The 21,876-nt window shown below is 72.2% G+C and carries 20 protein-coding genes and 1 riboswitch; of the genes, 12 read left to right on the forward strand and 8 right to left on the reverse strand.

Annotated elements, in window-relative coordinates; translation table 11 throughout:
• Positions 1 to 16: 16 nt before the first annotated feature.
• A complete protein-coding gene (locus AC1DP1_RS02775; protein WP_477505538.1) occupies positions 17 to 775 on the forward strand; it encodes a helix-turn-helix domain-containing protein in 759 nt (252 codons plus the stop codon).
• Positions 776 to 797: 22 nt separating this feature from the next.
• Here AC1DP1_RS02775 and AC1DP1_RS02780 read toward each other — a convergent pair whose 3' ends face one another.
• Genes AC1DP1_RS02780 through mfd form a run of 3 tightly spaced genes read right to left on the reverse strand, consistent with a single transcriptional unit; the run spans position 798 to position 5,518 of the window.
• Entirely contained in the window at positions 798 to 1,211 is a 414-nt protein-coding gene (locus AC1DP1_RS02780; protein ID WP_477505539.1) for a MazG nucleotide pyrophosphohydrolase domain-containing protein, read from the reverse strand.
• A gap of 4 nt (positions 1,212 to 1,215) precedes the next feature.
• Positions 1,216 to 1,884: a hypothetical protein gene (locus tag AC1DP1_RS02785; protein WP_457187373.1), complete on the reverse strand. Its 669-nt coding sequence runs from the start codon at positions 1,882 to 1,884 to the stop codon at positions 1,216 to 1,218.
• Positions 1,885 to 1,909: 25 nt separating this feature from the next.
• The gene (gene mfd, locus AC1DP1_RS02790) at positions 1,910 to 5,518 is read right to left on the reverse strand and encodes a transcription-repair coupling factor (RefSeq protein WP_477505540.1); all 3,609 of its coding nucleotides are present in this window, start codon (positions 5,516 to 5,518) and stop codon (positions 1,910 to 1,912) included.
• Between the two features lie 157 nt (positions 5,519 to 5,675).
• On the opposite strand from mfd, the gene AC1DP1_RS02795 reads away from it, so the two are divergent.
• On the forward strand, positions 5,676 to 6,359 hold the full coding sequence (locus AC1DP1_RS02795) for a hypothetical protein (protein WP_477505541.1): 684 nt from the start codon (positions 5,676 to 5,678) through the stop codon (positions 6,357 to 6,359).
• A 124-nt stretch (positions 6,360 to 6,483) separates the two neighbouring features.
• Positions 6,484 to 7,980 carry a M28 family metallopeptidase gene (locus AC1DP1_RS02800; RefSeq protein ID WP_477505542.1) on the forward strand — a complete coding sequence of 499 codons (1,497 nt, stop codon included), beginning with the start codon at positions 6,484 to 6,486 and terminating at the stop codon, positions 7,978 to 7,980.
• Between the two features lie 4 nt (positions 7,981 to 7,984).
• On the opposite strand, the gene AC1DP1_RS02805 is transcribed toward AC1DP1_RS02800, so the two are convergent.
• The gene (locus AC1DP1_RS02805; protein ID WP_477505543.1) at positions 7,985 to 8,401 is read right to left on the reverse strand and encodes a VOC family protein; all 417 of its coding nucleotides are present in this window, start codon (positions 8,399 to 8,401) and stop codon (positions 7,985 to 7,987) included.
• Between the two features lie 48 nt (positions 8,402 to 8,449).
• Positions 8,450 to 8,514: riboswitch (guanidine-III (ykkC-III) riboswitch) on the forward strand.
• Positions 8,515 to 8,526: 12 nt separating this feature from the next.
• Here AC1DP1_RS02805 and AC1DP1_RS02810 point away from each other — a divergent pair.
• Complete coding sequence (locus AC1DP1_RS02810; protein ID WP_457187361.1) at positions 8,527 to 8,841, forward strand: DMT family transporter; 315 nt, start codon at positions 8,527 to 8,529, stop codon at positions 8,839 to 8,841.
• Positions 8,842 to 8,855: 14 nt separating this feature from the next.
• Here the strand turns inward: AC1DP1_RS02810 and AC1DP1_RS02815 are convergent, their stop codons facing one another.
• Entirely contained in the window at positions 8,856 to 9,626 is a 771-nt protein-coding gene (locus AC1DP1_RS02815) for a 3'(2'),5'-bisphosphate nucleotidase CysQ (RefSeq protein WP_457187359.1), read from the reverse strand.
• A 9-nt stretch (positions 9,627 to 9,635) separates the two neighbouring features.
• The gene (locus tag AC1DP1_RS02820; RefSeq protein ID WP_477505544.1) at positions 9,636 to 10,412 is read right to left on the reverse strand and encodes a helix-turn-helix domain-containing protein; all 777 of its coding nucleotides are present in this window, start codon (positions 10,410 to 10,412) and stop codon (positions 9,636 to 9,638) included.
• 471 nt (positions 10,413 to 10,883) lie between these two features.
• On the opposite strand from AC1DP1_RS02820, the gene AC1DP1_RS02825 reads away from it, so the two are divergent.
• The 7 genes from AC1DP1_RS02825 (at position 10,884) to AC1DP1_RS02855 (ending at position 19,705) form a co-directional block, all read left to right on the forward strand.
• A complete protein-coding gene (locus tag AC1DP1_RS02825; RefSeq protein WP_477505545.1) occupies positions 10,884 to 12,335 on the forward strand; it encodes a sensor histidine kinase in 1,452 nt (483 codons plus the stop codon).
• Positions 12,313 to 12,996, forward strand: a complete 684-nt coding sequence (locus AC1DP1_RS02830) for a LuxR C-terminal-related transcriptional regulator (RefSeq protein WP_457187353.1) — start codon at positions 12,313 to 12,315, stop codon at positions 12,994 to 12,996. Before AC1DP1_RS02825 ends, AC1DP1_RS02830 begins: the two co-directional genes overlap by 23 nt.
• A 388-nt stretch (positions 12,997 to 13,384) precedes the next feature.
• The gene (locus AC1DP1_RS02835; RefSeq protein WP_477505546.1) at positions 13,385 to 14,971 is read left to right on the forward strand and encodes an exopolysaccharide biosynthesis polyprenyl glycosylphosphotransferase; all 1,587 of its coding nucleotides are present in this window, start codon (positions 13,385 to 13,387) and stop codon (positions 14,969 to 14,971) included.
• 46 nt (positions 14,972 to 15,017) lie between these two features.
• Positions 15,018 to 15,770, forward strand: coding sequence for a hypothetical protein (locus tag AC1DP1_RS02840; protein ID WP_477505547.1), 753 nt, complete (start codon positions 15,018 to 15,020; stop codon positions 15,768 to 15,770).
• A 5-nt stretch (positions 15,771 to 15,775) separates the two neighbouring features.
• Entirely contained in the window at positions 15,776 to 17,035 is a 1,260-nt protein-coding gene (locus AC1DP1_RS02845) for an MFS transporter (protein WP_477505548.1), read from the forward strand.
• Positions 17,032 to 18,048 carry a TolB-like translocation protein gene (locus tag AC1DP1_RS02850; protein WP_477505549.1) on the forward strand — a complete coding sequence of 339 codons (1,017 nt, stop codon included), beginning with the start codon at positions 17,032 to 17,034 and terminating at the stop codon, positions 18,046 to 18,048. The genes AC1DP1_RS02845 and AC1DP1_RS02850 overlap by 4 nt, the downstream gene beginning before the upstream one ends.
• 229 nt (positions 18,049 to 18,277) lie before the next feature.
• Positions 18,278 to 19,705 (forward strand): DUF4082 domain-containing protein, encoded by a 1,428-nt coding sequence (locus AC1DP1_RS02855; RefSeq protein WP_477505550.1) that lies wholly within the window; start codon positions 18,278 to 18,280, stop codon positions 19,703 to 19,705.
• A gap of 35 nt (positions 19,706 to 19,740) precedes the next feature.
• Here AC1DP1_RS02855 and AC1DP1_RS02860 read toward each other — a convergent pair whose 3' ends face one another.
• Entirely contained in the window at positions 19,741 to 20,610 is an 870-nt protein-coding gene (locus AC1DP1_RS02860) for a hypothetical protein (protein ID WP_477505551.1), read from the reverse strand.
• Between the two features lie 120 nt (positions 20,611 to 20,730).
• On the opposite strand from AC1DP1_RS02860, the gene AC1DP1_RS02865 reads away from it, so the two are divergent.
• Positions 20,731 to 21,390, forward strand: a complete 660-nt coding sequence (locus AC1DP1_RS02865) for a polysaccharide deacetylase family protein (protein WP_477505552.1) — start codon at positions 20,731 to 20,733, stop codon at positions 21,388 to 21,390.
• 36 nt (positions 21,391 to 21,426) lie between these two features.
• On the opposite strand, the gene AC1DP1_RS02870 is transcribed toward AC1DP1_RS02865, so the two are convergent.
• On the reverse strand, positions 21,427 to 21,666 hold the full coding sequence (locus AC1DP1_RS02870; RefSeq protein WP_477505553.1) for a hypothetical protein: 240 nt from the start codon (positions 21,664 to 21,666) through the stop codon (positions 21,427 to 21,429).
• Positions 21,667 to 21,876: the final 210 nt, after the last annotated feature.

Below are 21,876 nucleotides of genomic sequence, written 5' to 3' on the forward strand. Positions count from 1 at the left end.
GGCTAGCCTGCGCCGGGTGCCGCTCCCCGACGAGCTCCCCGACGAGCTCCCCGCCGACCTGCTCCGCGCCTTCGTCGCCCGGGCGACCGCCGACGAGACCGACCCGGCGGGCGAGCGGGTACGCCACGCGATGGCGGGCGAGTCGCCGACGCGGTTCCGGGACCGTCTCCTCCTCGAGCGGGCGGCCCACCTCGTGGCCACGACCGACCGGCCCCTCCAGGTCATCGCGGCCGAGTGCGGGTTCCGCGGGTACGACGTCTTCAGCCGCGCGTTCCGCCGCGAGCTCGGCTCGCTGCCGTCGCAGTGGCGGGCCGATCCCACGTCGTGGGCGATCGACGCCCCGGGCGACGTCCACTTCCAGCCGCCCCACGGCCTGCGCCTTCCCGCCCGGGGATCCGATCCGGGCGACCTGGTGGTCGCGATGGCGGAGGAGCACGTGCGCCTGGTCGGCGACCTGGTCGACCGTGGCGCGGACGTCGGCGTCCTCGTCGACCGCATGGGAGCCTTCGTCGCGCTGGCCACCGACGTCCTCGTCCAGCCCGGGCGGTCGCTGCGGTGCAGGTTCGAGGACCTACGTGCGACCTACGTCGACGCGGTGGCCATGGTCACCGCGACCGGTCGCCTCGACGAGACCTACGTCGACGCCTTCGTCCCGGAGCCGACCCAGCTGTCCCTCGGTGCGATGGTGGCACGCGACGTGATGGACACCGACCGGCTCCGGGCCGCGGCCGAGGACGTCATGGCCCACGGTGGCCGGAGCGACCACTCCCCATGACGTTCGGGCTCCGGCCGGCCGATCAACCCTGTCGAGCCTTCTCGGCCTTCTCCGCCTTCTCGGCGGCCTTCGCGGCGTTCCACAGCCGCATCACCTCGGCGGTGTCGGTCGCCACGGCGTCACCGAAGACGTGGGGGTTGCGCCGCTCCATCTTGGCGATGACCCCGCGGGCCACGTCGTCGAGGGTGAAGTCGCCCGCCTCCTCCGCGATGACCGCATGGATGACGACCTGCAGCAGCAGGTCGCCCAGCTCGTCGCACAACGCGGCCGGGTCACCCGACTCGATCGCCTCGACGACCTCCTCGGCCTCCTCGCGCACGTAGGGGATCAGCGAGGTGTGGGTCTGCTCCCGCTTCCAGGCGCACTCGCGCTGGAGGACCCGCATCTGGTCGGCGAAGTCCTCCATCGCCGAGCTCCTGGGAGCAGGGGCGGTCATGGCCTCAGCCGCAGCGGTGGTTGACCGGCAGCGTCTCGGCGAACGCCGGGTCGGGCTCGGTCGACATGCCCGCCTTGGCGGTGTCGCCGACCGCGACCGAGGTGCTGGTGTCGACCGGGGACAGCACGCCGTCGACGCTGCGCAGGCCGTAGCGCGGGTCGATCTCGAGGTCGTGCGTGTTGGGCCACTGGTTGAAGACGTCGATGCCGGCCTGGGTGGTCTGCTCCGCCGTCGGGTCCGTGACGCCCTGGTCCTCCAGGACGATCCGGCCGACCTGGTCGAGGATGTCCTGGGCGTAGGCCGACGTGGAGGCCAGCTCGACGTAGTCGTCCTGGACCTCCTCGGGCTTGGTGCTCGCGGTGTCCTGCCGCTGGGCGACGTCGGTGAAGTAGGTCGTGCCCGGCTCGACGCCGTAGTCGTCGGCGATCTGCGAGGCCTGCGAGCGCAGCGTCAGCAGCTGGACGACGTACTGGCGCACGAAGCCCATCGGCACGGCGGACTCGAGCTCGCCCACCGCCGTGCAGTAGTTGGACGTCACCTCATCGACGTGGCGCGCCGAGATCTCCTCGTCGCCGACCTTGACCGCGACACCGGGGTTGGCGCTGCCGCATCCGGTCAGCAGCAGTCCTGCGATGGCCGTCGTCGCAGCCGTCATCAGGCGGGTCTTGCTCACGGGGTCACTCCTTGGTCGACGCTGGTCAGGCCGGGCTGGGCGCGGGCGCGGGCGGATCGACCACATCGTCGATCACGGCGCGGGCCCATTCAAGCAGGGCCACGCCCGCGACCGGGCGCACGGGGAAGCCGGTCCCCTGCGGCCGCGGCACGAGGATGGTGCTGACCGGCGCCTTGACGACGCTCTTCGGGTGCAGCCGCTGGAGTCGTACGACGCGCGACTCGGGCAGGTCGACCGGTGCGAACCGGACGTACTTGCCGGCCACCGTGACCTCCCGGACCCCGGCCTGGCGGCACCGGGCCCGGAAGCGCGCCACGACGAGCAGCGACTCCACGACCTCGGGCGGGTTGCCGTAGCGGTCGAGCAGCTCGACGCGGACCTCGTCGACGTCGGCGTCGGTGCGCACCTCGGCCAGCCTCTTGTAGATCTCGAGGCGAAGCCGCTCGCTCGGGATGTAGTCGTGCGGGAGGTGGGCGTCGACCGGGAGCTCGATGCGGACCTCGGCCAGCTCCTCCTCGGCGCCGCCCTTGAAGTCGGCGACCGCCTCGCCGACCAGGCGGACGTAGAGATCGAAGCCGACGTCGGCGATGTGGCCCGACTGCTCGCCACCGAGCAGGTTGCCTGCGCCGCGGATCTCGAGGTCCTTCATCGCGATGGCCATGCCCCCGCCGAGGTCGGAGTGCTGGGCCAGCGTCGCGAGCCGCTCGTGGGCGGTCTCGGTCAGCGGCTTCTCCGCCGGGTAGAGGAAGTAGGCGTAGGCGCGCTCCCTCGAGCGGCCGACGCGACCGCGCAGCTGGTGCAGCTGCGAGAGGCCGAGCGTGTCCGAGCGCTCGATGATCATGGTGTTGGCGTTGGAGACGTCGAGGCCCGACTCCACCAGCGTCGTGCAGACGAGGACGTCGAAGCGCTTCTCCCAGAAGTCGAGCATCACCTGCTCGAGCTGGCGCTCGTTCATCTGGCCGTGAGCGGTCGCGACGCGAGCCTCCGGCACGAGCTCCTTGATCCGACCTGCGGCCTTCTCGATCGACTGCACCCGGTTGTGGATGTAGAAGACCTGGCCCTCGCGCAGCAGCTCGCGGCGCAGGGCCGCGACCACCTGGCGGTCCTCGTAGGCGCCGACGTAGGTGAGGACCGGGTGCCGCTCCTCGGGCGGGGTGGTGATCGTGGACATCTCACGGATGCCGGTGACCGCCATCTCCAGCGTGCGCGGGATCGGCGTGGCGCTCATGGACAGCACGTCGACCGACGTGCGCATCCGCTTCATCTGCTCCTTGTGCTCGACACCGAAGCGCTGCTCCTCGTCGACGATGATCAGGCCGAGGTCCTTGACCTTGATGTCGGGGTTGAGCAGGCGGTGGGTGCCGACGACGATGTCGATCGACCCGTCGCCCAGGCCGGCGACGACCTCCTTGGCCTCCTTGTCGGTCTGGAAGCGCGAGAGGCCCTTGATGACGACCGGGAAGCCGCTCATCCGCTCGGAGAACGTCGAGAGGTGCTGGGTGACGAGCAGCGTCGTGGGCACCAGCACGGCGACCTGCTTGCCGTCCTGCACCGCCTTGAACGCCGCCCGCACCGCGATCTCCGTCTTGCCGTAGCCGACGTCGCCGCAGACCAGCCGGTCCATCGGCACGACCCGGCGCATGTCGGCCTTGACCTCGTCGACCGTGGTCAGCTGGTCGACCGTCTCGGTGAACGGGAACGCGTCCTCGAGCTCGCGCTGCCATGGCGTGTCGGGACCGTAGGCGTAGCCCTTGGTCGCCTGCCGGGCGGCGTAGAGCTTGATCAGCTCGGCCGCGATCTCGCGTACCGCGCGGCGCGCCTTGTTCTTGCGCTTGGTCCAGTCGCCGCCGCCGAGGCGGTCGAGGCTGGGGTTCTCGCCGCCGACGTAGCGGGTGACCTGGTCGAGCGTGTCGGCCGGGACGTAGAGCATGTCGTTGGGCCCGCCGCGCTTGCTGGGGCCGTACTCCAGGACGAGGTACTCGCGCACCGCGCCACCGATCTCGCGCTGCTTCATCTCCACGAAGCGGCCGACGCCGTGCTGCTCGTGCACGACGTAGTCGCCGGCCTTGAGCTCGAGCGGGTCGATCTGCTTCTTGCGCCGCGCGGGCATCTTGCGCATGTCGCGGGTGGACGTCTTCTGCCCCGACAGGTCGTCGCCGGTGACGACGGCGACCTGCGCCTCGTCGTCGACGATGCCGTGCACGAGGTGGCCACACGTCACGGTCACGACGTTGGGCCCCGCGGTGTCGCCCTCCTCGACGAGGCGGGCGGCGATGTCGTTCTCCCCCAGCAGCTCGACGAACCGCTCGGCCGGTCCGTGACCGGCGTGCACGACCACGACGTCGCGCCCCTCGGTGATCCAGCCGCGGATGTCGTCGACGGCCTGCTGCAGGTCGCCGCGGTAGGCCTCGGCGGGGTGCGTGGGAAGGGTCCGGCTCGGCACCGCGCTGCTCTCGGTCGTGTCGAGACCCGCGTCGGGCCCGTCGCCGGTGTCGATGCCGAAGGGGCTGACCGTCCACCACGCGTGGCCGAGGCCGAGGGCGTGCAGCCGCACGTCGGCGATCTCGCGGTAGGACGCAGCGCCGAGGTCGATCGGGGCGGTGCCGCCACCGGCGGCAGCGGCCCACGAGGCGCCCAGGAACTCCTCGCTCGTCGCGACCAGGTCGTGCGCACGGGTGCGGGCGCGCTCGGGGTCGAGGACCAGCACGGTGGTGTCGGCGGGCATCAGGTCGACGAGCAGCTCCATCGAGTCGACCAGCGCGACCGCGAGCGACTCCATGCCCTCGACGGCGATGCCGGYGGCCATCTTGTCGGTGAGCTCGAGCAGCTGCGGGTGCGCCTGGCCCAGCTCGGCGGCGCGGCGTCGTACGTCGTCGGTGAGCAGCAGCTCGCGGCACGGCGGCGCCCACAGCCGGGCCACCGTCTCGACGGTGCGCTGGTCGGCGACGGAGAACGAGCGGATGTCCTCGACGTCGTCGCCCCAGAACTCCACCCGCAGGGGGTGCTCCTCGGTGGGCGGGAAGACGTCGACGATCCCGCCGCGGACGGCGAACTCACCGCGGCGCTCGACCATGTCGACCCGGCTGTAGGCCGCGTCGGCCAGGCCGCGCACGACCTCGTCGAGCGGCCGGGTGTCACCCGGCTCCAGCTCGACCGGCTCGATGTCGGCGAGGCCGGCGACCTGGGGCTGCAGCAGGCTGCGGATCGGCGCCACGACGACCTTGAGCGGACCGTTGGCGGCGTCGGTGCCGGGGTGGCGCAGGCGCCGCAGGACGGCCAGCCGGCGGCCGACGGTGTCGCTGCGGGGGCTGAGACGCTCGTGCGGCAGCGTCTCCCAGCTCGGGTAGTAGGCGACGGCATCGGGGTCGACGAGGTCGGCGAGCTCCTCGACGAGGTCCTCCGCCTCGCGCGAGGTCGCGGTGACGGCCAGGACCGTGCGCCCGCGCTCGACCAGTCCGTGCACCACGAAGGGCCGCACGGCGCCGGGCCCGGTGAGGTCGAGGGAGGACTGCACCGCGGCGTCGGCGAGCGCACCACCCAGGGTCGGGGTGGCGACGACACGCTTGGCGACGGCGGCGAGGGGCGTGGACGGCACCGGGGATCCCTTCGAGAGCACGCGGAAGAGCCCCCACATGGGCAGAGGGTGGGGGAGGATGAAAGTCTACGGGGGCTGCCGGACACGGGCGCGCGGGGGACGAGGGGTTTGTCCTGTGCGGCTCAGGGGTAGCACCACCTCAACGCCCGGCGTTGCCGGGCGGCCAGATCTTTCTCCTGAGAGGAACAACGGGGACATGCGCACCACTCGTCTCATCGCGGGCACCGTCAGTGCCGGACTGCTCGGCCTCACGCCGATCGCCATCGCCGCGCCCAGCCAGGCGGCCGACACCTGGACCACCACCATCGTCGCGACGCCGAGCGCCGCCCAGGTCGAGTACGGCGACGACTTCTACGTCTCGGTCGACCTGGCCAGCTCCGACGGCTACTCCCCCGGCAGCGCCGACGGCACCGTCACGCTGATGGCGCAGCAGGCCGGCTCGGCCGCGTGGGCCCCGGTCGCCACCGCGGACAACACCTACGCGTCGTTCTACGACGTCAAGCCGCAGATGAACACCGCCTACAAGGTCGTCTACAGCGGCTTCACCGACCCCGACCAGGGCACCTACGGCGACAACTACACGCCCAGCGAGTCCGCCCCCTTCACGATCGGCGTCGCGCGCAAGATCACCCGCCCCAGCTCCGGCTTCGTGATCAAGGGCAAGGTCACGCCCGACTACGCCAAGAAGAAGATCGTCATCCAGGTCTCCAAGAAGGAGAAGAAGGGCTACAAGAAGTTCAAGACGATCAAGACCAACAAGAAGGGCAAGTACAAGGTCCGGCTGCCCCGCCGCGGCGGCACCTGGTACTGGTCGTTCACGGTCAAGGCCGACGCCAAGTACCTGGCCAACGGCTTCGGCTGGCGCACCTGGGTCTCCTGACCCACGCGCCTCCACGCACCTCACGCACGGCCCGGCAGAGCACCCRCTCCGCCGGGCCGTTGCACGTCCAGGGTCCGACTTTCGACCCTTTACCGTCCGCGAGGCGGACACATAGGTTCGGATGATGGATCACATCTCGGGACCCGACCACTCCACCCTGCCCACCCACCAGACCGGCACCCTCAGCCGCCGCAGGCTCCTCGCCGGTGCCGCAGGCGGTGTCGCGGTCGTCGCTGCCGGCCAGCCCGCCTGGGCCGCCGACGCGACCCGACCCGGCGCCGTACGCGGACCGGCGCTCCGGCAGCGCGACAACCAGGTCGTGCGCCACATCAGACCGGCGCGCGCGCTGCGCGACCTGCGTGTGCTCTCCGAGCAGATCGGACCGCGGATCGGCGGCACGGCCTCGGAGAGGGCGGCCGCCGAGTACGCGCTCACCTCCTTCCGCAGCGCCGGCTGCCGCGACGTACGCCTCGAGCCCTTCCCGGTCGCCGACAAGTTCCTCGCCGAGATCGGTGACCCCGACAACCAGCTCGAGGACGGCATCTGCTGGCAGGCCGGGGCCTCCCCGGACGCCGCGCTCGACGCGAACCCGGTCACGGGACGGGTCGTCGACGTGAAGGCAGCGAGCGCCCCGACGTGGCCGGCCGACCCGGCTGCCGTCACCGGCGCCGTGCTGCTCGCCGACGACGTGCAGAACACCGACCCGGTCGCGCGGGTCAACCAGCGCGCGGCCTTCGTGCTCGATGCCCAGCAGCGCGGCGCGGCAGCCGTCGTGCTCCTGCCGGCCGACCTGGAGTACCCCCGTCGCGCATCCGCCTCGTCCCCCCGCCTGGTGCCGACGACCGGCTCCACACCGCCGCCGTGGACGCCCGTCGCCACGATCCCGGTGCTCGGCGTGGCACAGGTGCAGAAGCGCCTGCTGCGCGAGGACCTGTCGGTGCGCCCGCTGCGCCTCACCATCGACACGACCTCGCACCGCGGGCTGACCAGCAACAACGTGTTCGCCGACATCCCGGGCCGGCAGGGCGCCAACGGCTCGGTCGTCTACGTCTCGGGCCACTACGACTCGGTGATCGGCGCACCGGGCGCCAACGACGACGGCTCCGGCACCGTGCTCACCCTCGAGCTCGCGCGGGTGCTGAACAAGCTGCCCAAGCCGGACGCCACCATCCGGCTGGCCCTGTGGGGATCGGAGGAGCAGGGCCTGATCGGCTCCCGCCACCACGTCTCGCAGCTGGCCCAGACCCAGCGCGACCGGATCCGCGGCGTCTTCCAGAACGACATGGTCGGCACCAGCTGGAGCGCGGCGACCCGCTACTGGCTGCTGTCCTTCTCGGGCACCGGCAACGCCACGACCGACCGGATCCAGGCAGCGGCCACCCGGCTCGGCTACGAGCCGCAGATCTCACCGGTCACCGCACGCGGCGCGAGCGACCACCAGTCCTTCCAGGAGGTGGGCGTCGCCTCGGCGAACTTCTCCTGGCGCGGCGAGGCGACGCCGGCGCTCCTCGAGCCGCCGTACCACTCACCCGAGGACACCATCGAGCGCAACATCAGCATGGACCGGCTCACGGTGAGCATGGAGATGATCGGCTGCGCGGCCTACGACCTGGCCAACTAGGGCCTCAGTCGCCCGCGGGCGGGGGCGGACCGGCGTCCACCTCCGCCTGCGAGCGCAGGATGCAGAACTGGTTGCCCTCCGGGTCGGCGAAGACGACCCACCCGGTGCCAGGGCCGTACTGACCACGCTGGTCGCCGAGCTCGATCGCACCGAGACCCCGCACCCGCTCGATCTCCTCGTCACGAGTGCCCGTACGGGGCCGGAGGTCGAAGTGGATCCGCTTCGCCGGCAGCTCCTCGTCGGGCACCTCGATGAAGAGGATCGCGTGCCCGGTGTCGGGATCGAGGATCATGCACTCGTCGTGTCCCGGCTCGTTGGGGTCGCCCTCGACGTCGACGTAGCCGAGCAACCCCTTCCACCACTCCGAGAGCTCGTAGGCGTTGCGGCAGTCGACGGTCGTGTGCGAGACGAATGAGGTCATGGCCCCACGCTCGCCTGACGTACGCCGACCCGCAACCCGATATGGTCGGCGGCGCCCGGTCATCGGGCGACCGGACGAGGGAGCCGTACCCGGACAGCGACAAGACGGCCATCGAGGAGATGGCCATGGCCTGGTTCGTGCTCGTCCTGTCCGGAGTGCTGGAGGCCGTCTGGGCCACCGCCCTCGGCCGTTCCGACGGCCTCACCCGCCCGGTGCCGACCGCCACCTTCGTGGTGGCGCTCGCCCTCAGCATGGGCGGACTCGGTTATGCCATGCGCACGCTGCCGGTCGGCACGTCGTACGCCGTGTGGGTCGGCATCGGCGCCGTGCTGACGGTCGTCGTCGCCATGGTCACCGGCACCGAGGCGTTCTCAGTGGTCAAGGCCCTGCTGCTGGCCGGGCTGGTCGGCTGCATCATCGGACTCAAGCTCGTCCACTGAGCAGGAGCGGACGCTCAGGCGGTGCCGTGGCGTCGGACGAAGTCGACGATCTGGTCGGCGAGCTCGGGACGGCAGACGATCAGGTCCGGCAGCGAGGTGTCGTCCTCGTTGTAGACCAGCGGCGAGCCGTCGACGCGGCTGCAGTAGAGACCGGCGGCGCGGGCGACGACCACCGGGGCGGCGTTGTCCCACTGGTACTGCCCGCCGGCGTGGACGTAGGCGTCGGCGATGTCGCGCACCACGCTCATCACCTTCACGCCCGCGCTGCCCATCGGCACCAGCTCGGCGCCGAGGTCGGCGGCGAGGGCCTCGACGAAGGCCGGCGGCCGGCTCCGAGAGACGGCGATTCGGGGGCGCTCCGAGGTGCGCGGCGGCACCACGCTGGGGCGGCCGGTGCTGAACGTCTCCCCCAGCGCGGGCTGGGCGACCGCGCCCGCGACGAGCTCGCCGTCCTCCCAGAGGGCGACGTGCACGGCCCAGTCGTCGCGCGGCGGCTCGGAGAACTCACGGGTGCCGTCGAGGGGGTCGATGATCCACACGCGTCGGGCGGTCAGCCGGGACTTGTCGTCGGACGCCTCCTCGGACAGCACGCTGTCGTCGGGACGGTGCTGGGTGAGGATCCGGTCGAGCTCGGCCTGCGCGGCGGCGTCGCCCGCGTCCTTGAGCGCCTTGCCCTCCAGGCCGTCGGCCGCGGCCCCGGCGCGTACGTCGAGCAGCACCGAGCCGGCCCGTTCGGCCGCCCAGACGGCGAAGGCGTGGTCGTCGAGCGTCGTGGGATCGATCATGACGCCAGCCTATCGACGGCCGGCGCCCACCTTCTCGCCGCTCCGGTCATGGCCGGCTTGATCACCCGGGTCGTCGCCCGGGTCTTCACCGGCCCCTCGAGGCCTGGGCACGAGGTCGCCGCCTCCCGTGGCGTCGTAGGCCTGGTGGAACATCGCCACCGCCTTGAGCTGCGTGGATGCGCCGAGCTTGGCGCGCAGCGCCTTGACGTGGCTGCGGACGGTGCCCTCCGCGACACCCATCTCGACCCCGACCTCAGCGACCCGCCGGCCTGAGGCGAGGAGCTCGAGCACCCGCCGCTGCTGCGGCGACAACGACTCCAGCTGGTCGCGCACGTGGCGGCGCCGGTCGCGGTCCCTGGCCCACGAGGTACGCAGGGCCGCCCGCTCCTCCGGGTCCATCGACGAGGTGCCTGCGGTGAGGCGCTGGACGACGTCGGCGAGCTGCGACACCGAGGTCGTGACGGTCACCACGTCGACGGCGTCGTTGGACAGCAGGCCGCCCCACCGGGTCGAGGTGTCCGGGGAGCTCACGACCACCACTCGCGCGTCGCCCGGCTGGGCGAGCGCCTCGACATGACCGACGACGGCTGAGTTGTCAACCCCGTCGACGATGGCGACGACCACCGCTGGTCGTGCCGCCACGGGCACGGGCGAGCCGTCTTCGTCGACCACCGACTCCCACCTCCGGGTCTCGGCCGGCACCCCGACCGAGCGCAGCGCGGCCGTGACCGCCTGCGCGACCAAGAGGTGCGGCGACAGCACCCAGACCGGACCTGGCACGCTCATGGGGCCTCCTCCCGCTTGCCGGCGGCTCCAGCCTGTCCGTCGTACGCCTCCACACGTCCAGCCCTTGGCGAACGTGCACATATTTGGGGACGCGGCCCGTCCTCGACTTCCGCACCCGCCGCGAGGCCCCCGCCTTCGACTACCCCCTTGAGGGGAAATCGCCGCGTGCTCGGGCCATGCTGGGGACGACCTGAGGGGCTCCTTGATGAAGCCTCCACGAGTCCTGCGAACTGCGGACCAGACCGCCTTTGCCCTATTTGAGGTACGACCACAGAATCATTGGACCCCCCGCACCGTGAGTTGCACTCTCAGCCGAGAGCCTGGCTCACACGTCAGATGCACGTCGCGCTCGGCAGCTTTGGGAAGCAGCCGACGCGTCTCGACAACAACTTGAGCTGTACCGCAGGGGGGTAGCACGAAATGCTGGGGTCTTGCAGGGGGGACACGCGCCACAGGTGCCGGACGGGAATCATGGGGCTCGCCTCGTTCCTCGTCCTGGTGTGGATCGGGTCGGGGACAGATCACGCGTGGTGGTCGCCGCCGTCGGCGTCGACGGTGCCGTCGCTGGGCGAGGGGGTCGTCAGCGGCGTCTTCGTTGCCGCCGCCGGTTGCACCGCGCTCGTCACGTGGCGTCGGCACGCCGGCGCAGTGGCAGGCTGGATCGTGGCGACGGGCGCGCTCGTCGCAGCGCAGGCCCTGGTCGTCACGCTCATCGCGCTGCACAGCACGCCACCGCGAGGGGCGACCGCGCAGCTGCTCATGCTGGCGGTCGGCATGGTCGGGATGCTCGGGGTGGTCGTCCCGCTCCTGGCTCCCGAGCGCGTACGACGCGTCGCCGACGAGACCTTCGTCATCGGACTCGGGCTGGGACTCGTGGCAGCGGGACACCTGCTGCTCCAGTTCCCGCGGGTCCAGCCGCCGTCGACGCAGATGCAGCTGCTCATCGGGGTCCTGCTCTGCACCCAGCTGCTGTCCGCGGTCCTCGTGCTGCAGCAGCGCGCGGGGTCGCGACCGATGAGCGCACTGCTCCTCGTCACGGTGGGCGTGGTCGTCCTCGGCCAGCTGGTGCCCCCGTCCGGGCTCGCCGGCGGCAACGTCGACGCCGCCCTGTGGCTCGCCCGCACGGCGGCCGGTGCCGCCTGGCTCGGGATCGCCTGGGCCACGCTGCGCCGGACCCTCGAGGACGAGCGGCGGCGCATCGACTCCTTCGAGCACGTGCTCGTCGACTCCACCCGCGAGCAGCGCGAGCGGCTGCACGAGCTGCGGAGCACGATCGCCGGGCTCGTCATGGGATCGGCCCTGCTCGACCGCCAGGACCTGACCAGCGAGACACGCGAGCGGCTGTGGGCCTCGCTCCGGCGCGAGCTCGACCGGATGGAGCGGATGCTCGCCGGCACCGGCCCGCAGACCGCCGACCTGCGCCTCGACGACGCGCTGACCCAGATCCTCGAGCTGCAGCGGCTCAAGGGCCGCCACGTCGAGCTGCACACCACCGGCGACGTCGTGCGCGCTCCGTTCGACGCCCTCGCCGAGGTGCTCAACATCCTGGTGGACAACGCCGCCAAGCACGGCGGGACCGACGAGAGCGTCGTGGAGGTCATGCGGCGCGACGAGGAGACGGTCGACATCACGGTGACCGACTTCGGTCGCGGGATCCCCCGGGAACAGCGGCCGCAGATCTTCGACTGGGGCAAGCGCGGCACCGCCTCCAAGGGCGAGGGCATCGGGCTCAACGTGGCCCAGCGCCTGATGACCGAGGCGGGTGGCTCGCTGCGCCTGGCCGACCGGGACGGCGCGGGATCGTCGTTCGTCATCTCGCTGCCCTCGGCCCGGCGCTCGCCGGAGAACGACCTGGGCACGACCCGACTGACCGCACCCGAGCTGACGATGGAGGACGGCCGTGCCTGGCGCGTCTCGGGGTGACCACAGGGTCCTGATCATCGACGACCACCTGCTCTTCGCGGAGTCGCTCGAGCTGGCGCTCTCCCTGGAGGGCTACGACGTACGACGGCTGGAGCCGCCCGACGAGGGCGGGTCGATGGCCACGCTGCGGTCGCTCGCCCTGCGGGCCAACCCCCGCACGGTCCTGCTCGACCTCGACCTCGGCCGGTTCGGCGACGGGATGAACCTCGTCGCCCCGCTCGCCCGGGCCAACGCCAACGTCGTGGTGCTGACGGCATCGGACGACGTCGGCCGTTGGGGAGCGTGCATGCGGCTCGGGGCACGCAAGGTGTTGTCGAAGACCGGCGCCCTCCAGCAGGCGCTCGCCACCGTGCGGCGGCTGCACCAGGGGCTGCCGGTGGTCACCCGCGAGGAGCTCGAGTCGTTGCTCGAGGCCTGGGCCCGCGACCGCCAGGCCCACGACGACGTACGCCGCCGCCTCGACCTGCTCACGCCGCGCGAGCGGCAGGTGCTGGGCGCGCTCATCGAGGGTCGCACCGTGCGGGCGATCGCCCAGGACAGCGTCGTGTCGGAGGCGACGGTCCGCACCCAGGTGAAGTCGATCCTCGGCAAGCTCGAGGTCTCCTCGCAGCTCGCCGCCGTCGGCATGGCCAACCAGATCGGCTGGAAGGTCGGCGCCTGAGCCCACCGGCTCGACGACGGGGTGCCGACCCCTGCGCGGCCTGAGGCGCGCGTGCACACGGAAGCGGCGGCCGAGGAGGGGGACCTCGACCGCCGCCACTGGTTCGCATCGGTTCCGGGTGACGAAGCGTGGGGTTCCGCGTCACGCCAGCGGCCACCAGGAAGGCGGCCAGTGCGGGGCTGGCCCGAGAAGAGCGAACCAGTGCTTGGTGCACCTCTTCGAGAGTAGGTCCGGCCGACCGGACCTGCCCATCCCTCTGAATGGGTATCTCCCCGGCGTGCACGGCTTTCGCTCATTTGCGGCATGCCCGCCCGGACGGGCGTTCCTAGGCTCGAAGCAAGGTCAGTAACGGGGCGCCTTGGGCGGTGTCCCGAAGGGGGTTGGGGAAATGACGCAGGTCGTGACCGACATGGTGTCCGGGGTGGTGCCCGTCGTGGCACCCGCGCCGGTGACCGACGCGGCGGACAGGGTGACCGACATGGTGACCGACGTCGTCACCGCGGACGGTGGCCTGCTGGACAGGCAGATCCCCCGCCCGCGAGGGGTCACCACCCTGCCGCTCGTCGCCCCGGCCGTGCTCGTGCCGACGGCCCTCCCGGAGCCGGTCATCTCGACCGTCGTCCCGGAGCTGCCGCAGCGGAGGGCCTCCCGGGCGGTCCCGATGTGGCCGGCGCTCGTCCTCGACCTCGTGCTCGCTTTGGGACTCGCCGTCGTGTCGGTGTCCCAGGGCCGCCTCGAGCTGCCCGCCGCGATCGCGACGGCACTGGCGTGGCCGCCGCTGCTCGCCGTGTCTGGTCGCTACCGGCGCCAGGCGCTCGGGCAGTCCCGTGGCGGCCGGCTGGGCGTGGTCCTCGCCGCCGGCGCCCGCACGGCCGTGCTCACCCTGGCGATCTCGCCGCTGGTGTGGCACGCCGACCCGCTGGCCCTCGCCGCCCTGGTGGCCGGCTTCACCGTCGCCAGCGCCCTGCCGTTCGTCGCCGGCGTACGCCGTCCCCTCCCGCGCGTCGTGCTGGCCGGCCGGCCGCGCGACGTCCGCGAGGCCGTGGCGCACCTCCGGGCGAGCGGCACCCACGAGGTGGTCGCGGCCTGCCTCACCCGTGCGTCGAAGACCCCGGTGGAGGGCGACGTGCCGGTCTACGTGGGTCTCCAGGCCTCCTCGACGGCGGCCCACGACCATGGCGCCGACGCCCTGGTGGTGCTGCCAGGCGCGAAGCTGTCGCCCGCCGAGGTGCGCCGGCTCCACTGGTCCCTGTCCGGCCTGGGCACCGAGCTGTTCCTCGGCACGGGCCTGCTGGACGTCGAGCCCCAGCGGACCCGGGTGATGTCGACCGCCGGCCTGGGCGTGCTGCACGTCGGCAAGCCCGCCCTCCGGGGACCTCGCCGGCTGCTGAAGGACCTGGTCGAGCGGACCCTCGCGCTCAGTGCGCTGGTCCTCTCCCTCCCGCTGCTGGCCGCCCTCGCCGTGGCCATCCGGATGGAGACCCCCGGCCCCGCGTTCTTCCGCCAGGAGCGCATCGGGCGCGACGGCGTCCCCTTCACCATGCTGAAGCTGCGCTCGATGGGCGTCGACGCGGAGGCCGCACGCCTCGGGATGGGCGACGACAACGAGAAGGACGGCGTCCTGTTCAAGATCGCGCAGGACCCGCGGATCACGCCGCTGGGCAGCAAGCTGCGCCGCTACTCGCTCGACGAGCTGCCGCAGCTGTGGAACGTCGTCCGCGGCGACATGTCCCTCGTGGGACCCCGTCCGGCCCTGCCGTGCGAGGTCGCCCGCTACGACGTCGACCCCCGGCGCCGGCTCGTGGTCAAGCCCGGCGTCACCGGCCTGTGGCAGGTGTCGGGCCGCTCGGACCTGACCTGGGCGGAGTCGGTGCGGCTGGACCTGAAGTACGTCGAGAACTGGTCGCTGCGCCACGACCTCTCGATCCTCGTCCGCACAGTGCGAGCGGTGCTCGGTCACCGCGGCGCATACTGACCGCGCGGGCACCATCTCGTCAACGACCGTGGGGGTCGAGCATCAGATGAACACCAGACCTGTACGGGTCGCCGTGATCGGCGTCGTGGCCTGCCTGCTCCTCGGCGGCTGCGGCGCCGACGGGGCGTCCCCGGACGCCGCGTCACCGACCGCGCCCCCGGATGCCACCGGGTCCCCGTCGGCCGGAGCCGGCTCGAACGAGCCGGGCCGGAAGAAGGACCGAGCCAAGGACCGGGCCGCGGACGGGAGCGAGGACGGGTCCGACGGCAGCGGCCAGTCCTCGGAGCCCAGCCCGAGCACCTCGCCCGGCACAGACGACTCCGACGCCACTGACGGCACCGCACCGGGCTCCGCACCTGCGCTCGAGATGCCCGAGTCACCCGAGTCCCCCGTCTCCAGCCTGGCGGAGCTGCTGGCGCCGACGAACCCCGCGCCGCTCGTCACGACGCCCCTCCCCCGCGGCGGGAGCGCTGAGGGCCGGCTGCTGCGGCAGTTCCCCGACGCCCTCCGCCCGACCCGGGGCGCCCGCGTCGAGAGCAGCAGCCTCTCGCCGATGGGCGACCGGCTGCAGGTCGGGCTGGTGGCCACGACGTCCCTCTCCCCGGCACAGGTCCTGATCGCCTACCGCAACCGCCTCGCTGGCCGTGGCATGGACGAGACGGCGACCCCGCCGAGCGTCGCCGGATCCCAGGCGGCTGCGTTCCAGCGGGGCGACAGCGTCGTGACCGTCACGGTCACCCCCCGAGGCTCCGGGTCGAGCTACGCCGTCCACGCCTCGCTCCGCGCCACGGACGGGTGAGCGGGATGTACATCTCCGTCCGCGACCGGCCCGCCGGCGGCACCACCCGCGGCTCGTCCTCGACCCGGCCCCCCGTGGGCCGGGTCGTCATCACGCTCGGGATCGTGTCGCTGCTGACCGACGTGTCGTCGGAGTCGGTCTCCGCGATCCTCCCGCTCTACCTCACCGCGGTCGTCGGGCTCACGCCGGTGGCGTACGGCCTCATCGACGGCCTCTACCAGGGTGTCAGCGCGCTGGTCCGCCTCGGCGGCGGCTGGCTGGCCGACGCCTCGGACCGCCCGAAGTGGGTCGCCTTCCTCGGCTACGGGCTGTCCGCCGTGGCGCGCGTCTTCCTGCTGTTCGCCTCGGGCGCGGCCGGGATCGCCGCCGTGGTCACCGCCGACCGGATCGGTAAGGGCATCAGGACGGCGCCCCGCGACGCCATGATCAGCACCGCCACGCCCACCGAGCACCTCGGTCGTGCCTTCGGCGTGCACCGGATGCTCGACACCATCGGTGCGGCGCTCGGACCGCTGATCGCGTTCGGCCTGCTCGTGGTCGTGCCCGGCGGCTACTCCGTCGTGCTCGTGGTCTCGCTGGCCTTCGCCCTCGCCGGCGTGGCCCTCCTCGGCCTGCTCGGCCCCGATGTCCGCGCCCGGCGCGACCGGGAGCGGAGCAGCGGACCGACCCCGCCGCCGTTCCGGTGGCGCGACCTGACCGACGCGCGACTGCGCCCGCTGCTCGCGGTCTCGGGGGTGCTGGGCCTGCTGACGATTGGCGACGGGTTCATCTACCTCGCGCTGCTCGACCACGGCGGCATCAACGTGACCTGGTTCCCCCTCTTCTACGTCGGCACCAACGTCGCCTACCTGTTGCTGGCCGTGCCGATCGGCCGCCTGGCCGACCGGGTGGGGCGCGCCCGCACCCTGGTCGTGGGCCACCTCGCCCTCGTCGGCGCCTACCTGTGCGCCGTCCTTCCCACCTCGACCGCCGCGGCCACCTTGGGCACGCTGCTCCTGCTCGGCACCTTCTACGCCGCGACCGACGGCGTCATCGCCGCCATCGCGGGCCGTCTGGTCCCCGTCCAGGCACGATCCAGCGGCATCGCCGCCGCCCAGACCGTGGTGGCGCTCGCCCGGATGCTCGCCTCGGCAGGGTTCGGCCTGCTGTGGCTGCTGCTCGGCCCGACGGTCGCCATGGCGACCGTCGCCGCGCTGCTGGCGCTCGCGGTCCTCGCCGCCGCCACCCGGATCCCGCGCCTCGACGGCGCCGCGGTCACCACGTGAGCACCCGCGCCCGGGTGCTGGCCTTCATCGCGGTCGTCGTGGCGATCGCCGTCGCAGCGACCGTCTACGTCGTCGACCAGGGGCGCGAGGTGCGCGCCGAGCGGGCCGCGGAGCCCGAGGCCGAGCAGACACCCATCGCGGAGGTGACCGATGGCCCACGGATCGTCTTCCGGCACACCGGCCTCGACAGCCAGTACGGCGTCGTTGCCGTGGTGCCGCTCGACGACCCGGGCGGGCCGCGCGCGTTCACGGGCGTCTCCTGCAACCGCGTCGCGGCCCGGCCCGAGGGCACGTCGTGCCTGATCAGCGACGAGGGCGTCGCAACGTCGTACGAAGGAGTGGAGCTCGACACCGACTGGCAGCAGGTCGCGAGCAACGACCTGCCGGGCATCCCGAGCCGTACCCGGCTGAGCCCCGACGGCACGCTCGTGGCGACGACCGTCTTCGTGGCCGGCCACTCCTACATGTCGACCGGCTTCTCCACCGCCACCGAGGTGCACGAGTTCGGCGGCGGCGAGCGGTGGGGCAACCTCGAGAAGTTCCAGCTGGTCGCCGACGGTCGCGAGGTCAACCCCGTCGACCGCAACGTCTGGGGCGTGACCTTCGTCGACGACAACACCTTCTATGCGACGGTCGCCACCGGAGGCAGCACGTGGCTGGTCGAGGGTGACCTCGCCGAGCGCACGCTGACCACCGTGTCCCAGGACGCCGAGTGCCCGTCGCTGTCACCCGACGGCACCCGCGTCGCCTTCAAGGTCGACGTCGACCCGGGGCGTCGGGTCGAGTGGCAGATCGCCGTCCTGGACCTCACCACGGGCGAGCGCACGCTCCTCGAGGCCGGGCCTCGCGGGCTCGACGACCAGGTCGAGTGGCTCGACGACGACACCGTGATCTACGGCATGCCGCGCGCCGACGAGCCCGGCGTCACCGACACCTGGTCGGTCGACACGACCCCCGACGCCGCACCGCAGCTGCTCATCGAGCAGGCGTGGTCGGCCACCGTGGTGCGCTAGCCCGCTGCGGCACATTTTGGGGAAGTTCCTCCCCTGCCTTGTCGGTCCGCGGGTCCCTGTGGAGGATGCCGGGGACCGCGCAGGCCCCCCGTTTCCGACCCCCACCCCCGTTCGCGCGGTCTCGTCCCCTGCCCCCGTGCCATCGAGGTTCTCCATGTCGTCCCCTGTGCGCCCCACCGCACCGGCCGCTGCATCCGGCCATGCCCTGTTCCGAGGCCGTCGTCGTCTCGTGCCCGTCTTCGTCCTCGCCGCCGCCCTCGGGGCCCTTGCGCTCGTCGAGCAGCCGACCCTGTCCGCCCACGGCGAGTCAACGCGGCAGGCGAAGGCCTCCGAGGTCGGGCTGCTGACCCGCAAGACCCCTGACGCAGAGATCCGCACCGGCCCCGAGCGCGAGGTCGGGATGCGTTTCAAGGCCAAGGTCGCCGGTACGGCGAAGGGCGTGCGCTACTACAAGCCGCGCAAGTCGACGGCCTCGACCCCCGAGTCCGCCACCCTGTGGTCGAAGAGCGGCAAGATCCTGGCCCGGACGAAGCTGAGCCCGGTCAAGGGCACGGGCTGGAAGAAGGTCCGCTTCGAGCCCGGCGTGAAGCTCACCGCCGGCAAGGGCTACGTCGTCTCGGTGCACACCGGGACCAAGGGGATCCACGCCGCCACCCCGCGCGGGTGGAGCAAGGCCAAGAGCAACGACCAGCTGCGCGCCCCGGGTGGCAGCAACGGCGTGACGCGGCCCGGCAGCAAGGCGCGGTTCCCGAGCCAGGAGGCCCGGGGCGACGCCAACTACTGGGTCGACGTGCGCTTCGTCCCGGCGGGCGGCGGTGCCACCCCGACCCCGACCCCGACGCCGACCGCGACGCCCACCACCCCGCCGCCCGGCGGGTGGCCGGGTCCCGACAACACCGGCGTACCGGCGGGCACGACGCTGACGGCCTACACCGGTCCGTGCACGATCACCTCCCCGCGCACGCTGTCGGCCGTGGACGCCACCGCTCGCTGCGGCGAGCTGGTCATCAACACGACGGGCGTCATCATCGAGAAGTCGCTGGTGCCGCGGGTGCAGTCGATCTACGGCGACGGCAACAGCTCGGTGAGCATCAGCGACTCCGACGTGCGCGCCGGCGCCACGTCCACCGGAGCGCTGTGGGGCTACAACATCACCGCGCGCCGGGTCGACGTCACCGGCGGCCAGCACAGCTTCCACTGCAACAACAACTGCGAGGTCACCGACTCCTGGCTGCACGACCAGTACAACCCCGACAGCCAGAGCTTCCACAACAACGCCTTCATCTCCAACGGCGGCAGCCACATGGTGCTGCGGCACAACACGCTGCACTGCACGGCGATCCTCGGCCCCAACGACGGTGGTTGCTCGGGTGACGTCTCGTTCTTCGGCGACTTCGACCCGATCGACGACGTCGTCATCGACAACAACTTCCTGAGGGCCAACAACTCGTCGATCTCCTACTGCCTCTACGGCGGTGACTCCGACTCGAAGCCCTACACCGCCACCAACGTGCGGGTCACCAACAACGTCTTCGAGCGCGGTGCCAACCGCAAGTGCGGCGTCTACGGGCCGGTGACGTCGTTCGACCGGAACGCAGCCGGCAACGCGTGGTCCGGCAACGTCTGGGACAGCGGTGAGGCGGTGAACCCGGGCTGACCCGGGTCAGGCTCCGACCATCACCTGCGTGCCGCTCACCACGGCACGCAGGTGAGCTCGCTGTAGAGGTAGTCGACGGCGTGGGGCTCGAGGGCGGCGCTGCGGAACATCCGTGGCCGCGGCGCCGCCTGAGCCCGGGACAGCCGAGGTGGCCGGCCGGCCACCCGTCGCTCGGCGAGCGTGACGAGCGCGTGGTGGCGCAGCAGCAGGTGGCGGTAGGGCGCGTGCCCGGCCCGGGCCAGGACGGCCGGGTCGGAGACGTGGACCAGCGAGGCGAAGAGCGGCAGGCCCTTGCGCCGGTCGCGACGGGCGATGACGTAGCAGGAGTCCTGGCCGACGCGCACCACGAAGTGCAGGGCGGCCGCGGCGCCACGGTGGTCGCGGTAGACCTTCAGGTCGTCCCCCGTGAGGGCCGCCTCGATCTCCCCGGGCGCGGTGAGCACCCGGACGCCCCGGCGCGACGGCAGCGGGAGGTTCGGCACCAGTGCCGTGGCGGTGTCGAGCCTCGAGAAGCCGAGGCGCTCGTTGATGGCGACCACGTTGCCGCTGGGCGACAGGTCGACGAAGTCGTAGTCCCGCTGGCGCAGCATCGCCCGCACGAGGCGTACGCCGTGCGCGCGGTGCTCCTCGAGCACGCACCAGGCAGCGAGGTTGCACCGCCGGCGCAGCTCGCCGTCCACCACGCGCTCGGAGTAGAAGGCGAGGTAGACCCCGACCACGTCGTCGCCCTGGCGGAGCAGGAAGCCGTGGTTGGGAGCGTCCCCGCTCCACGGCGGGACGGCGCACCGCGCCCACTGGTCGGCACTCAACCTGGCATTGAGGTGGCGGTGCAGGAACGCGGCGACCGCACCGATGTCGTCATCGGTGATCGGTGCCAGGTCCACCCCCACGGACTCCCCTGACATGCGCCCACCGTAGGAAGGCCGGTCGGCCCGGGCAGGGGCCGCCGAGCCACATACCCATATTTTGTGAGCCTGTGCCGGACGGCCGAGGTCGCGGAACGGCCCGCCCCTACGGTTCGACGCATGCGCGTGGTGAATGTCTGCTTCCATGGCATCGGCGCGCCGCAGCGCCGACGCGAGCCCGGCGAGGACTCCTACTGGATCAGCCGGGACATCTTCCTCGGCGTCCTCGACACGGTCGTCGGGCGCACCGACGTGCGCTTGAGCTTCGACGACGGCAACTCCTCCGACGTGGAGATCGCACTGCCGGCGCTGCGCGAGCGCGGCCTGCACGCGAGCTTCTTCGTCGTCGCCGGGCGCCTGGACCGTCCGGGCAGCCTGAGCCGCGACGACGTGCGCGAGCTGCACGCGGCCAGCATGACGATCGGCAACCACGGCATGTCACACCGGCCCTGGCGCGGCCTCGACCCGGCCCGGCGCCGGGAGGAGTTCGTCATCGCGCGCACCGTGCTGCAGGAGGTGACCGGCAGCCGGGTCCACGACGCGGCGCTGCCGCTCGGCCGCTACGACCGCGCCGTCCTGCACGAGCTGCGACCACTCGGCTACCGCACCGTGCAGACCAGCGACCGCCGCTGGGCCCACACCGACCGCTGGCTGCAACCCCGCTACAGCCTCCACTGCGGCGACACCGTCGACTCCGTGGAGCGCGACGTCCTCCGCCGGCCCCCGGTGACCTCCCGCGCCCGCGGCGCACTCGTCGGTACGGTCAAGCGCCTGCGCTGACCGCGCCGTCCTCGCGATGCGCGAGCTGCGTCTGGCTCAGCGCGCCAGAGGACGACGGATGAACCACTCAGTCGAAAGAAGTTCCTCGCGGGCCGTCGTCGACAGGCGGGCGATGAGCCCAGGAAGGGCGCCTCGATCAACTTCCGAGCCGTGGGCAAGAATTGCGGCCAGCTTCTGCTCCAGCCAGGGCGACACGTCCACCCGATCCGTGACCTGCTCGTCCGGAGTGGCGTGCACGGCTCGTCGAGCGCCGATGATCCTCTCGATCGTCCTCACCGACGAACGCGGGTGTGGCTCGTGAGGTGCCGCATCGGCCGGCTGTCGCGACCTCGTGGGTACACGGTGCTGAGTGGACGTCCCGCGACAGCAGGACACGGTGACTCGGCTCGCGTCGATCAACGCGGCCTCCGGGGGTATTGGCGCCGGAGCCCAGCCACGACGTGCCGGTGGCCCCGCCACCCGGGAGGTGGCGGGGTTCGGGGCGGG

The sequence above is a fragment of the Nocardioides sp. P4_G10 genome (assembly GCF_056401175.1).